Source organism: Nocardioides gilvus (assembly GCF_003194605.1).
GTDB classification, from domain to species: Bacteria; Actinomycetota; Actinomycetes; order Propionibacteriales; family Nocardioidaceae; genus Nocardioides; species Nocardioides gilvus.
The window spans coordinates 626,445-639,500 of record NZ_QHKY01000002.1; the positions used below are offsets into that span (position 1 = coordinate 626,445).

Sequence of the window (13,056 nt, forward strand, 5' to 3'; positions counted from 1 at the left end):
CGCAGGCGCGGGTCAGTCGAGCTGGAGCAGCAACTCGCCGTGCGTCATGGAGAAGTACGCGTCCGGGTGCTCGCCCCACTCGCGCCAGTGGGTCGCCATCGTGGTGATCCGCTCGTCGTCGAGGCCCAACGCCTTCAGCTTGGCGTTCTGCTCCGACTCCAGAACGCGGGCGGACTGCACGTCTCCCCACCACTTCGTGACCTCGGGGGTGGCGTACGTCCACGTCGAGGCGTCGACGCGCACCTCTCCGAGGGCGGGCAGCCCGGCGGCGTTGGACCAGGCGCGCAGGTGGCGCGCGGCGTCCGGCTCCCCGCCGCTGTCACGGGCGATCTGTCGGTAGCTGTCCAACCAGTCGCTCATCCCCGAGCTCGCCGGACACCAGTGCATCACCGCGTAGTCGACCTCGCGCGCGGCCACGACGCGACGCGCCACCCGGGCCATCTCCCGCAGTGCCGCCGGCGGGTCCGTCAGGTACTGCAGCACCTGGTGGCAGTGCACGACGTCGAAGGAGTCGTCGTCGAAGGGCAGGGCGTAGACCGACCCGGTCCGCAGGGTGACGTTGTCGACTCCCCGGGCGTCCATCAGCGCCTGGGCGGCGGCGACGGCGTCGGGCGCGGCCTCGATACCGACCACCTCGGCCGGCGCCACGATCCGGGCCAGGTCAGCGGTGATGCTGCCCGGGCCGAAGCCCACGTCGAGCAGGGTCATCCCGGGCGAGAGGTGCGGGAGCAGATGGGCAGCGGAGTTCTGGGCCGTACGGGCTCCGTGGGCGGCCAGCACGCTGGCGTGGTGGCCGTGCACGTAGTTCTCGTCACCGGGTCGGGTCATGGACCGATCTTCGCGCCGCGAGGGAGGAGCCGGGGGCGGAGTCCACGACGCGACCAGCGCCCGACTCAGGAGTCGCGTACGTAGCAGAGCATCTGCGCCGGCTCGCCGGCTGCGAGCGCGGTGGGGTCCAGGTGGGAGAAGCCCCTGCGTTCGTAGAACCGGCGGGCGTCCTGGTCGACCTCGTCGACGTTGATGTGCACCTCGCCGACCTCGTGCCGGGTGACCCACGCATCGAGCGCGCCCATCAGCGCGGTCCCGACCCCGGTCCCGCGGCGGGTGGGGACCGCGTACAACTCCTCGACCTGGGCGATGCCGCCCGCGTGGTACGGGGAGGGGCGATGGGTGGCGAGGAGGAACCCGAGCGCCGCACCGCCGGGATGGGTCGTGGTCTCGGCGAGCCAGACCCGGACGTCGTCGCGCCACAGGAGCACCTCGAAACGGGCCTCGAACTCGGCGGGAGTCGGCGTCGGCGTCTCGAACTCCACATTGAAGGCGTGCAGCAGACGCGCGACGAGGGCGGCGTCGCGAGGTCCGGCGAGACGGACGGCGATCTCCGGCGGCTCCTGGTGCGCATTCATGCCTGACATGGTGCCCGATCAGCGGCCGACGTCGGACAGGTGCGTGCGCAGGTGGGCGATCTTCTCCGCGTCCCAACCGTCCGGGGCGAGCATTGCTGCCCAGGCCAACGTCGGCTGGGTGCCGTACATGTGCCCCTGCTCCTCCTCGAAGGTCGTGCTCAGGGCCATGTCGACGGCCAGGTTGAGGAAGGTCGTGCCCGGATACCAGCGCATCGCCGGGTTGACGGCCGGGTCGAGCGGCTCGTCGAGCCAGTCCGGCTCCTCGACCGCGGTGGGCCAGTCCCACCACACGATGGCGTCGTCGGCCTGCTGGAGGAAGACCGAGCGCGGGTGCCCGACGACGTCGGCGGCACGGTTGGCGAAGAGGATCTCCGTGCCGTCCCCCACCACGGGCTTGATCTGCAACGAGCCCGCGGACCGGGTCCGTTCGGCCTCGCGGCGCAGATGCATCGTGGGTGGCGGGCCGACCCACAGAGACGCGTCGGTCGTCGCGACGAGCTCGTCGAGGGAGTCGAAGGCCGCGCTCCCGCCGAAGGACCCGAGGCTCTCCCCGGCGACGAGCAACTTCGGTCGTTCGCTCTCGGGGATCTCCTGAAGACGCTCTCGCACCGCGCCGATCAGCGCCCGCGCCGAGGCCCGCGCCGCCTCGGCCTCGGTGAGGAAGGCCAGCGGGCTCGGCAGATGCGAGTACTGCACAGCCACGGTGGCCACGTCACCGCCGTGGAGGTACTCGACCGGCTGCACGATCTGCTCGTTGATCCAGCCGGTGCCGGTGGGGATCACCACCAGCACGACCTCGCGCTCGAAGGCGTCGAAACGCTCCATCTCGGCCAGCGCGAGGGCGCTCTGCTCGACCGGGTCACTGCTGGTGGCGCGACCCACGAAGACCCGCACCGGTTCGAGGGCCTCGGCGTCGTCGACGGTCCACTCGCCCAGCCGGTCGGTCGTCGCCCCCCGGGTGAGGAAGCGGCGCCCCTCGTCGCCGACCTCTTCCCAGGCGACCCGCGAGGCCGGGCCCGTGGAGCGCAGCTGTGAGGTGGGAGGTTCGCGCGACCCCTCGACCTCCAGGTCGGAGAGGGTGAACGCCTCGTTGAGCCCGTCCAGACTGCGCTGGTAGACCCAGTCGCTGAGCGCGGTGGCGACCAGCCAGGTCGCGACGACGGTCCCGACGACGACCGCGATCCAGCGCGGCAGCCAACGTCGGCCGAGCCCGATCGCGCGGTCCCGGATCCAGACGTACAGGCGCACCGCGGCGACGAGAAGCCCCAGGACCAGCAGGGTCAGGAGGATGGTGCCGCCGTACGCCAGCCAGGCGTCGACAGGCTCGTGCCCCAGACGCTCCCACGTCCAGCGATGGGCGTCGACGGCGCGGCGGGTCAGGATGGTGAGGGCAACCACCAGCACGACGGCGAGCAGCAACCGGATGCGTACGTCCTGCTTCTCGGTCAGGGGCGGCGGACGTCGGTCCACGGCGCGCAGGGCGAGTTCGCCGAGCCAGGTGAACAGGGCGCCGATGCCGTACGCGATCGCAACGGCGACTCCGCTGACCACACCCTGGAAGTACCAGTCGCGCGTGGTCAGGGTCGGCGTCAAGGACTGCGTGAACGCAACGAAGGCGAGCAGCACTCCCAGCAGACGCGGCGCGCGCAGCCACTGGATGGACACAGATCCAGGATCCATGGTGCCCCCGTGGGAAGGATGGCTCTCGGCACGATCCTAGGGGCTGCAGCGGCTCAGGGCCCCTGACGTACGCCTTCCGCCCAGGCCAGGATCCAGTCCGGCAGGTTCTGTTCGGGCGCACCGGGGACGAGCGCGCGCAGCTCGGCGGGGCTCACGTGGCCACCGGCCTTCTTCAGGAAGCGGCACTGCACGATGGCGGTGGCGGCGACCTCGCCCGCCACGGTGAAGACCTGCTCGACATACATCGCGCGCTCGTCGAAACCGATCATCCGGCTGCGCAACTCGAAGCGCTCCCACGGCTTGAGGGAGCGGCGGTACCGGATCGTCTGGGCCGCGACGACCGCGTACCACCCGTGCCCGGAGACGCGCGACCAGAAGCCCGAACGCACCATCATGTCGACGCGACCCAGGTCGGTGAGCGCGAGGTACTTGGCGTTGTTCATGTGCCCGAGCGCGTCCAGGTCACTGGGCCAAACCCGGAAGGGGGTGACCGTCTCCTCCCAGAGCTGGGTACGTCGACGGCTGCGGAGCCCGACGAGCAGGCGGATCAGGCGCAGGTAGAGGTTCACCGGCGAAGTCTCCCCCAGCTTCGGTCCGCGACGAGCGCGAGGGGCCAGCCTGTGGCGCATGTGACGCCAGTGGAGAACTCATACGGGTGTGAAAAGGGGGAGGTAGCGCTTACGATCGACGTTCGCCATCACCATTTCTCGGGAGCGCCGATGCGTCCACGCTTGACTCGATCGGCCACTGCAGCGGGGCTGGTCCTCGCGCTGGCGGCCTCGACCGCGTCGGCTGTGACCGGACCAGCGACCGCGAGCCCGCCCGGCGACGGCTTCGGCGCTGCCGAGGTGCAGGAGAGCGTCGAGACGGGTGCCGTCAGCTTCGTCGGCACGAAGCCCGGCCGACCGCTGGCCCCGGCCCGCGGCATCTCTGCCCGGTCGACGCCCCGCGCCGCAGCGACTGCCTTCCTGGGTGAGCACGCCGAGGAGTTCGGGCTCGGGGACGGCTCGACGCTGGCCGAGGCGCGCAGCCACCGTCAGGAGACCGGCAACACCACCGTGCGCGTGGCCCAGGAGATCGACGGGATCGAGGTGCTCGGGGGTGAGCTCGCGGTCCAGCTCGACGATCGCAACCGGATCGTCTCCGCGGCCGGCGAGGTGCTTCCGGAGGGGACGGCGCAGGCCGCACGCCCCCGGATCACCGGAGAGCGCGCCGCCCGCAACGCCCGCGCCAGCGTGGCTCGCAGCCTCGAGGTCAAGCCGGCGCAGGTCACGGTCAAGGACGAGGGACTGCGCATCTTCGACTCCCGCATCCTCGGTGGCGACGTGATCCCGGGGGCCCACACCGTCTACGCGATCCAGGCCTCCTTCGGTGAGGAGGTGCGTCGCCAGGTCTTCGTCGAGGCGACCACCGGCGCGATCCTCACGTCGATCGACGAGATCCACAGCGCCCGGGTGCGTCGCGTCTGCGACGGCGCCAACACCGCTGACCGCCACACCGAGTGCACAGCCCCCAACGCGGTGCTGAGCGAAGGCGGCAACGTGGCCGCTCAGAACGCCGAGGTCCGTCAGGCCTACCGGTACTCCGGGGCCACGTACGACTGGTACAAGGCCAACTTCAACCGCGACAGCATCGACGGCAGGGGCATGCCCCTGGTCTCGACCGTGCGGTACTGCAGGTCCGGTGAGCGCTGCCCCTTCCGGAACGCGTTCTGGGACGGCAGGCAGATGACGTACGGCCAGGGGTTTGCCGTGGCCGACGACGTGGTGGCCCACGAGCTCACCCACGGCATCATCGAACGCACCGCCAAGCTCTTCTACCACTACCAGTCCGGCGCCATCAACGAGTCGATCGCTGACGTCTTCGGTGAGCTGATCGACCAGGCCACGACCGAGAGCCACGAGAGCCCGGCCGATCGCTGGCGGATCGGTGAGGACCTGCCGACGAAGCTCTTCCCCCGCGGTGGGCTGCGCGACATGCGCACCCCGAGCATCTTCGGCGACCCCGCCCGGATGAAGGACGGTCGCTACTACAAGGGCGCCTCCGACAACGGCGGCGTGCACTACAACTCGGGCGTCAACAACAAGGCCGCCTTCCTGATGACCGACGGCGGTTCCTTCAACGGCCAGACGGTGACCGGACTCGGCGCCACCAAGGTCGCGGCGATCTACTACGAGACCCTCACAGGTCTGCTGACCTCGGCCAGCGACTACCAGGACCTGGCCCGGGCGCTGCGCCAGGCGTGCAAGAACGTGACCGGCACCAAGGGCATCACCACGACCGACTGCGTCTCCGTGGATCGTGCTGTCCGGGCCACCGAGATGGGACAGGCCCGCAAGAACGCCGTCGACAAGAAGTCGTGTGTCAGCGGCAAGAAGGCCCGATGGGCCTTCCACGACAACGTCGAGGGCAAGAAGAAGTGGCGTGCCCAGCGTCCCTGGTACGTCCCCGGCAACCCGAACCGCCTGAAGTTCGACGCCACCTACGCCACCAGCGGCACGAAGAACCTGTGGGGCTTCAACCGCCCCGGCAACCTCTTCCCCGACCGCGCCTACGGTGGCCGGGCGAAGAGCTACTCGATCACCACGAAGAAGCCGATTACGGTCCCCCGGTCGAAGACAGCCTTCCTGCGTTTCCGCCACGCCTACATGTTCGACACCCACGGCAGCGCCAAGTACGACGGCGGTCGGGTGGAGTACAAGGTCAAGCCCAAGGGCAAGAAGGGCACGTGGAAGGACCTGATGGCGGGCAAGTACCCCACCAAGGTCAACCGCAAGGGCTCGGCCTTCGCCGGCAAGAAGGCCTTCGCCGGCAACAGCGGTGGCTACGGCACGACCGTGAAGAAGTTCCCGAAGAAGCTGCGCGGCAAGAAGGTCTTCATCCGCTTCCGGATCGCCACCGACGCCAGGCCCGACGTCTACAGCCTCGGCTGGTTCATCGACGACATCGGTGTCGGTCGCTGCAAGTGAGGCCCGGTCCTCAGTCGCTGAGTCGCTCGGTGGCTGAGTCGCTCAGCCCCGTGGCCGCTCAGTCCCGCAGGCGCTCCGGCGCTGCCGGGTAGACGCCCAGCACCTTGACCTCGGTGGTGAAGAAGGTGAGCTCCTCCAGCGCCCGGGAGAGCGCCGGGTCGTCGGGGTGGCCGTCCACCTCTGCCAGGAACTGGGTCGCGGCGAACTCCCCGCCGACCATGTAGCTCTCCAGCTTGGTCATGTTGACGCCGTTGGTCGCGAAGCCGCCGAGCGCCTTGTAGAGCGCGGCCGGCAGGTTGCGTACGTTGAAGATGAAACTCGTGACGACCGGACCCTTGCCCTGCGGGGCCTTCACGTAGTCGCGCGAGAGCACCACGAAACGGGTGGTGTTGTGGTCCTCGTCCTCGACCTCCGTACGCAGCACCTCGAGGCCGTAGATCTCCGCCGCCATCGGCGGGGCCAGGGCGGCCTGGGTGATGTCACCGGACTCGGAGACCTCGCGGGCGGCACCGGCGGTGTCCCCGGAGATCACCGCGGTGGCGCCGAGCTCACGGATCACATTGCGGCACTGGCCCAGCGCATGCACGTGGCTGTGCACCGTGCGCACCGTCGACTCGTCGGCGCCGGGCAGCGCCATCAGGTTGAAGGTGATGCGCAGGAAGTGCTCGCCCACGATGTGCAGGCTGGAGGCCGGCAGGAAGTGGTGGATGTCGGCGACCCGGCCGGCGAGCGAGTTGTCGATCGGGATCATCGCCAGGTCGGCGTCCCCGCCCTCGACCATGGCGAAGACGTCCTCGAAGGAGGCGCAGGGAACCGCCTCGTACTCCGGGTGGTGCTGGGCACAGACGATGTGGGAGTTGGCGCCGGGCTCGCCCTGGTAGGCGATGCGGCGGTTCTTCACGGTTTCACTCACGCGCCCACTGTCCCACGAGAGGGTGGACGGACGTGCGCGAGGCCGCGCGAAGCCACGCCAAGTGCTTGTGCGGTGTCCAGGTGTCACCAGGTGACACCCAGACACCGCACAAGGGGTGCGAGAGACGGCGCCGCGGCTAGGCTGCGGCCGTGTCGTATCTCGCGGTCCCCGCCCTGCTCCTGTCCGTCGTCGCCGTGGTGTTCTCGGTCCTCGCGATGCGGCGTACCGCCGCTACCCGCCCGGGCGCCAGCAGAGTGTCGCTGCCTGAGGACGTGGTCGGACTGCGCCGCGAGGTCGCGGCGCTGAAGGCGGCAGCCGACGGCGCGCTGCGCCACCTCTCCGTGGTGCGCTACGACGCCTTCGGTGACGTGGGTGGCCACCTGTCGTGGTCGGTCGCCGTGCTCGATGACGCCGGCGACGGGGTCGTGCTCAGCTCGATCCACGGACGCAGCGAGGCGCGGACCTACGCGAAGACGATCGCCGGTTGGTCCAGCGACCAGCAGCTCTCGCCGGAGGAACTCGAGGCGGTCGCGCACGCCAAGGGCTGAGCCACCGCGTCGGCGTCCCGGGGCGTGCCCGCCGGACGTCATCATCTGCGTGCGTCGGGACGACCCCTCGGGATGACGTCCCGGGGCGTGCCCGCCGGACGTCATCATCAGCGTGCGTCGGGGCGACCTCTCGGTATGACGTCCGGGGAGGACGGGTCAGCGCGGGACGCGTACGAGCAGTCGCCCGGGCACGCACTCCATCGTCAGCTCGCGACCCTCGCCGACCGAGTCGCCGTCGAGTTGGCGAGGGGTGGCGGTGGCGGCCCGGATGTGGACCTTCGTCCCGGTCAGTCGGTCGATCGTGGAGTCGGTGCGCTGACTCTTCGCCAGCACCCGCATGGCCAATGGCACCCAGGAGAGGAACTGCTTTGGGTGCAGGATCACCACGTCGAGCAGTCCGTCGTCGATCACGGCGTCGGGGAGCAGCGGCATGCCGGCCTGGAGAAAACCGACGTTGCCGACCACGACCGTACGGGCCCGGTGGGTCGCGAATGGTCCGTCGTCGACCGAGATCTCGATCTTGACGGCTGGGAACATCAGTGACTTGAGGCCGGCGAGGATGTAGGCGATCCAACCGATCCGCTTCTTCATCTCGTCGTTGACGCCCTCCATGATGGCGGCGTCGAAGCCCATGCCCGCCATCACCATGAAGTGGGTCGGCTCGATGCCGTCGCCGGTCACGTCGACCATGTCGATGGCACGGTCCTGACCGTTGAGCCCGACGTCGATCGCGGAGCGGATGTAGAGCGGGACGTCGAGGTTGCGGGCCAACAGGTTGCCGGTGCCGGCAGGGATGATGCCGACCGGGATCCCGGTGCCGGCCAGCTCGGCGCACACCTCCCGTACGGTGCCGTCGCCGCCGCAGACCAGCACCAGGTCGACACCGTCGGCGGCCGCAGCGGCCGCCATCCCGGTGCCGGGGTCCTCGATGGTGGTGTAGCGGAAGGTCGGCTCCTGCCAGCCGTTGTCGCGGGCCAGGTTGGTGACCAGGGCACGGAAGGCGCCGACGTCCTCGACCTTGATCGGGTTGAGCACGACCGCGAGCCGCTTCTCGGAGACGAACACCTCCTGCAGCGGATCGCTGCGCTGGGCGATGCTGCTCGGCCGTGGGTCGAACCAGACCAGCGCGACCAGCAGGATGACGAGCCCGAGCAGGATGCCTGCGAGGACGTCGGTCGGGTAGTGGCGTCCGAGGAGGATCCGGTCGAGGCAGACCAGGATCCACACCAGCACCAGCCCGGTCCAGGCTGCACGACGCATCGTCTGCTTGCGGACGAAGATCACCACCAGCACCGCCAACAGGCCGGTGTAGGCGGTGATCGAGGAGGCGTGGCCTGAGGGAAAACTCATCGAGTCGTGGATCCCGACGACCTCCTGCCAGTCGGGGCGACCTCGGCTCAACCACACCTTGAGCCCGCTGGTCAGCAGTGCGGTCACGGTCATCACGACGGCGGCGATGATCGCGGCGCGCGGGTGCTTCTTCCAGAGCAGGGTGGCGGCCAGGATGATCGTCAGCACCGTCATCCCGACGGTGTTGAACGCCGCTTCCACCACCAGCAACGTCTGGCGCAACCAGCCGATGTCGGAGACCCACCCGGCGGCGTCCATGCCGAGGTTGTCGAGCGCGGACAACGCCGTACGTTCCCCGGTCACCGCGAAGGCCAGCACGGCGAATAGCAACGCGCACAGCGCGGCGGCGGTCAGGAGCTTTGGTCGGGTTCGGTCCAGCACACGGATGAGTATGCCCAAAGGCTAGCCTTGCAGCATGATCGATCCCCGTCTGCTGCGAGAGACCCCTGACCGTGTGCGCGCCTCCCTGGCCAAGCGTGGGCTCTCCGACGAGGTGGTCGACCGGGCGCTGGCCGCCGACACCGAGCGACGCGACGCGATCGCCACCTTCGAGGCGAAGCGCGGGGAGCAGAAGCAGCTCGGCAAGCTCATCCCGAAGGCCACGGGTGAGGAGAAGGCCGAGCTCCTGGCCCGTACGAAGACGCTCGCCGCCGACGTGAAGGCAGCAGAAGCCGCCCAGAACGCGGCCGAGGAGACTTGGCAGAGCGCGATCCGCGAGCTCCCCAACATGACTCACCCCGACGTCCCCGACGGCGGCGAGGACGACTCGGTGGTCATCGAGACCGTCGGCACCCCCCGCGACTTCGCGGCGGAGGGCTTCGAGCCCCGCGACCACATCGAGCTCGGCAGGATCCTGGGAGCGATCGACCTGGAGCGCGGCGCCAAGGTGTCGGGGTCGCGCTTCTACTTCCTCACCGGTGTCGGGGCCGAGCTCGAGTTCGCGCTGATCAACCTCGCGATGGAGCAGGCCCGCGAGGCCGGCTTCACCCAGGTGATCGCCCCCGCGCTGGTCAAGCCCCGGGCGATGGAGGGCACCGGCTTCCTGGGCCAGGCCGCTGACGACGTCTACCGGATCGAGGGCGAGGACCTCTACCTGGTCGGCACCTCGGAGGTCGCGATGGCTGCCTACCACTCCGACGAGATCCTGGACGCGGCGTCGTTGCCGCGCCGCTACGCCGCCTTCAGCCCCTGCTTCCGCAAGGAGGCCGGCTCGCACGGCAAGGACACCAAGGGCATCATCCGGGTGCACTGGTTCGACAAGGTCGAGATGTTCGTCTACACCACGCTCGACCAGGCGGAGGCCGAGCACGCCCGCCTGCTGGCCTGGGAGCGGGAGTTCATGGACAAGCTCGAGCTGGCCTACCAGGTCGTCGACATCGCGGCCGGTGACCTGGGTCTGAGCGCGTCGCGCAAGTTCGACCTCGAGGCGTGGATCCCCACCCAGGGCAAGTACCGCGAGCTCACCTCGACCTCCAACTGCACCGACTTCCAGTCGCGCCGCCTCGACATCCGTACGCGTGACGACGAGGGGGCGACCACCCCGGTCGCAACCCTGAACGGCACGCTCACCGCGGTCACCCGGGCGATCGTGGCGATCCTCGAGACGCACCAGCTCCCCGACGGCTCGGTGCGCGTGCCCCGGGCCCTGCAGAAGTGGATGGGCGGGCGTGAGGTGCTCGAGCCGGTGATCCCCGTTGCCTGACCCGATGGGCGCCGGTCCCGCCAGCACGGCGGAGCTGCACGAGGGGCGCCTCCCGCCTCCCGGCTGGCAGCCCGCCATGGTCGCCCTCGACATCGACGGCACCCTGCTGGCCTGGGTGGACGGTCAGGACGAGGAGTACGAGACGGTCACCCGACCCGTGTACGACGCGATCCACCGGGCCCGGGACGCCGGGGCCCACATCGTGCTGGCCAGCGGCCGTTCGCCGCACGGCATGACGACCATCGCGGACCTGCTCGACCTTCCCCTGGAGGGTTCGGCCGAGGACCCCACCCCCGACGTCGACGACCGGCTCTGGGTCGTCTCGGCCAACGGCTCGGTGATCTTCCGCTATCCGCCGATGGAGGTCACCCACGAGGAGACCTTCGACGCCGCCCCCGCCGTACGTGCCGTCCTGCAGGTCCACCCCGACGCCCTGGTCGCGGCCGAGGAGCGGGCCATCGGCGGTTACCTGGTCAACCGGCCGTTCCCCGAGGGTGAGCTCTCCGGGCCCCAGCATGTGACGCCCGTCGAGGAGATCGTCGGCAAGCCCGTCAACCGGGTCGTGGTCCGAGATCCGGGCGCGACCGCCGAGGACTTCGTCAAGATGGCCTCCGAGCTCGGCCTGCACGGCACGGACTACGTGGTCGGGTGGACCGCCTGGATGGACTTCGCCCCCACCGGCATCTCCAAGGCCTCCGGTCTGCAGCACGTCTGCGACGCCCTGGGGGTCGACCGCGCCGACGTGCTCGCAATCGGCGACGGCCGCAACGACATCGAGATGTTGGAGTGGGCTGGCCGTGGGGTCGCGATGGGCCAGGCCATCGACGTGGTCCGCCAGGCCGCAGACGCGGTCACCGCCTCGGTGCACGAGGACGGCGCCGCGGTCGAGATCAATCGCTGGTTCCCGGAAGCCTGACGCCGTGACCGGGCCCGACAACCGCGCCGAACCTCCCGCGACGGTGTCGCGGCCGCGGCTGGTCGCGACCGACCTCGACGGCACGCTGTTGGGTTCGGACGGTCGGGTGAGCGACTACACCCGCGACGTGCTCCTCGCGATCGACGAGCTCGACGTGCCGGTGGTCTTCGTGACGGGTCGCCCGATCCGGTGGATGGAGACGCTGTGGAGCTCGGTCGGCGGTCACGGGCTGGCGATCCTGAGCAACGGCGGGATCGTCTACGACGTGGAGACCCACTCCGTACGTCGTGCTCGCACGATCGACCCCGACGTGCTCGTCGACGTGGGGCGCATGCTGCGAGAGGCCGTACCGGGCACGAAGTTCGCCCTGGAGAAGACCACCGGATTCGCCCGCGAGCCTGAATTCATGCCTCGGCTCAAGGCCAACACCGACCCGGGGGCGCAGCTGGCCCGGCTCGAGGACCTGGTCGACGACGACGTGGTCAAGCTGCTCGCACGCCACGAGGAGATCGGGGCCGAGGAGTTCTGGACGATGGTCGAGAAGGTGGTGGGCGACCGGATCACGACGACCTGGTCCTCGATCGGCACCCTGGTGGAGATGAGCGGCCAGGGGGTCACGAAGGCCTCCACGCTCGCCGACCTGTGCGTCGACCTGGGCGTGGCCCGCAGTGAGGTCGTGGCCTTCGGCGACATGCCCAACGACCTGCCGCTCCTGGAGTGGGCCGGGACGTCGTACGCGATGGCGAACGCCCACCCGACGGTGATCGACCAGGCCCAGCAGACCGCCCCGCCCCACGACGAGGACGGTGTCGCCCGGACGCTGGTCCGGCTCTTCGACCTGTGACCCACCGCGGCGGTAGGCTCCACGCCATGCCTGCCGCGAGCCACGTCCCGAGCCGCATCGGTCGACTGCACGCCCGGCTGCGCGGACAGCTGGCCGGCGTACGCGTGTGGCGTCCGGTGGCGACACTGCTCGCGCTGGCCGTGGCCACGTTGAGCAGCCTCGTCCTGATGGCGGCTCCGGCCCAGGCCTGTTCGTGCGCCGACTCCGGCCTGCGCGCGCTCACCTCCGACGCCGACCTCGTCTTCACGGGTGTCCTCGAACGGGCCACCACGGGTGAGGGTGACGAGGGCCGCGACCAGTTCCTCGTACGCGCCCAGCGGGTCTTCAAGGGCACCATCACCAATGCCCGCTTCGTCGTCACCAACGCGTTGGGCGGCAGCTGTGGGTTCGGTCCGGTCGAGGAGGGCAGCCGTTGGCTCTTCCTCACCGACTCCGAGAACCGCACCACCATCTGCTCCGGCACGCGCCCGGTGGCCCAGCGGGACCTGGCGGTGGTCCAGCGCCAGCTCGGTGTCGGTGTGCGGGTCAAGGCTCCCGACCCGCAGGCCGCCGTACGCACGAAGGTCGAGGAGAGCGAGCCGGAGACCTTCGCGCGACTCGCGGCCCCCGGGGCGGCCGCCGTACTGCTGGGACTGCTCGGGCTGGCCGTCGTGGGGCGGCTCAACCGCCGCTGAGGCGCGCGCCGGGTGGGGTTGGGGACGGCCCGAGGGTGCCAGTCTCCCCTCGCG

The 13,056-nt window shown here is 70.0% G+C and carries 12 protein-coding genes; 6 read left to right on the forward strand and 6 right to left on the reverse strand.

Annotated elements, in window-relative coordinates; translation table 11 throughout:
* Positions 1-12: 12 nt before the first annotated feature.
* The 4 genes from DNK52_RS08320 to DNK52_RS08335 all read right to left on the reverse strand — a co-directional run bounded on the left by DNK52_RS08320 (position 13) and on the right by DNK52_RS08335 (position 3,655).
* Complete coding sequence (locus DNK52_RS08320; protein WP_110240484.1) at positions 13-828, reverse strand: class I SAM-dependent methyltransferase; 816 nt, start codon at positions 826-828, stop codon at positions 13-15.
* Positions 829-893: 65 nt separating this feature from the next.
* Positions 894-1,406: a GNAT family N-acetyltransferase gene (locus DNK52_RS08325; RefSeq protein ID WP_110240485.1), complete on the reverse strand. Its 513-nt coding sequence runs from the start codon at positions 1,404-1,406 to the stop codon at positions 894-896.
* Positions 1,407-1,424: 18 nt separating this feature from the next.
* The gene (locus tag DNK52_RS08330) at positions 1,425-3,071 is read right to left on the reverse strand and encodes an alpha/beta-hydrolase family protein (protein ID WP_162598692.1); all 1,647 of its coding nucleotides are present in this window, start codon (positions 3,069-3,071) and stop codon (positions 1,425-1,427) included.
* 68 nt (positions 3,072-3,139) lie between these two features.
* A complete protein-coding gene (locus tag DNK52_RS08335; RefSeq protein ID WP_110240487.1) occupies positions 3,140-3,655 on the reverse strand; it encodes a thioesterase family protein in 516 nt (171 codons plus the stop codon).
* Positions 3,656-3,805: 150 nt separating this feature from the next.
* On the opposite strand from DNK52_RS08335, the gene DNK52_RS08340 reads away from it, so the two are divergent.
* Positions 3,806-6,055 (forward strand): M4 family metallopeptidase, encoded by a 2,250-nt coding sequence (locus DNK52_RS08340; RefSeq protein WP_110240488.1) that lies wholly within the window; start codon positions 3,806-3,808, stop codon positions 6,053-6,055.
* 58 nt (positions 6,056-6,113) lie between these two features.
* Here the strand turns inward: DNK52_RS08340 and DNK52_RS08345 are convergent, their stop codons facing one another.
* Positions 6,114-6,968, reverse strand: coding sequence for a prephenate dehydratase (locus DNK52_RS08345; protein ID WP_239455458.1), 855 nt, complete (start codon positions 6,966-6,968; stop codon positions 6,114-6,116).
* Between the two features lie 149 nt (positions 6,969-7,117).
* Between DNK52_RS08345 and DNK52_RS08350 the strand changes: the two genes are divergently transcribed.
* Positions 7,118-7,516, forward strand: coding sequence for a DUF4446 family protein (locus tag DNK52_RS08350; protein WP_239455459.1), 399 nt, complete (start codon positions 7,118-7,120; stop codon positions 7,514-7,516).
* 156 nt (positions 7,517-7,672) lie between these two features.
* Here the strand turns inward: DNK52_RS08350 and DNK52_RS08355 are convergent, their stop codons facing one another.
* Positions 7,673-9,247 carry a bifunctional phosphatase PAP2/diacylglycerol kinase family protein gene (locus DNK52_RS08355; RefSeq protein WP_204163445.1) on the reverse strand — a complete coding sequence of 525 codons (1,575 nt, stop codon included), beginning with the start codon at positions 9,245-9,247 and terminating at the stop codon, positions 7,673-7,675.
* Positions 9,248-9,281: 34 nt separating this feature from the next.
* Here DNK52_RS08355 and serS point away from each other — a divergent pair, with 34 nt between their 5' ends.
* Genes serS through DNK52_RS08375 form a run of 4 tightly spaced genes read left to right on the forward strand, consistent with a single transcriptional unit; the run spans position 9,282 to position 13,002 of the window.
* Positions 9,282-10,568 (forward strand): serine--tRNA ligase, encoded by a 1,287-nt coding sequence (gene serS, locus DNK52_RS08360; RefSeq protein WP_110240490.1) that lies wholly within the window; start codon positions 9,282-9,284, stop codon positions 10,566-10,568.
* A gap of 4 nt (positions 10,569-10,572) precedes the next feature.
* Positions 10,573-11,484, forward strand: a complete 912-nt coding sequence (locus DNK52_RS08365) for an HAD family hydrolase (RefSeq protein ID WP_110240491.1) — start codon at positions 10,573-10,575, stop codon at positions 11,482-11,484.
* A 4-nt stretch (positions 11,485-11,488) separates the two neighbouring features.
* Positions 11,489-12,328 (forward strand): HAD-IIB family hydrolase, encoded by an 840-nt coding sequence (locus tag DNK52_RS08370; RefSeq protein WP_239455460.1) that lies wholly within the window; start codon positions 11,489-11,491, stop codon positions 12,326-12,328.
* A gap of 26 nt (positions 12,329-12,354) precedes the next feature.
* Positions 12,355-13,002, forward strand: a complete 648-nt coding sequence (locus tag DNK52_RS08375; protein WP_110240492.1) for a hypothetical protein — start codon at positions 12,355-12,357, stop codon at positions 13,000-13,002.
* Positions 13,003-13,056: the final 54 nt, after the last annotated feature.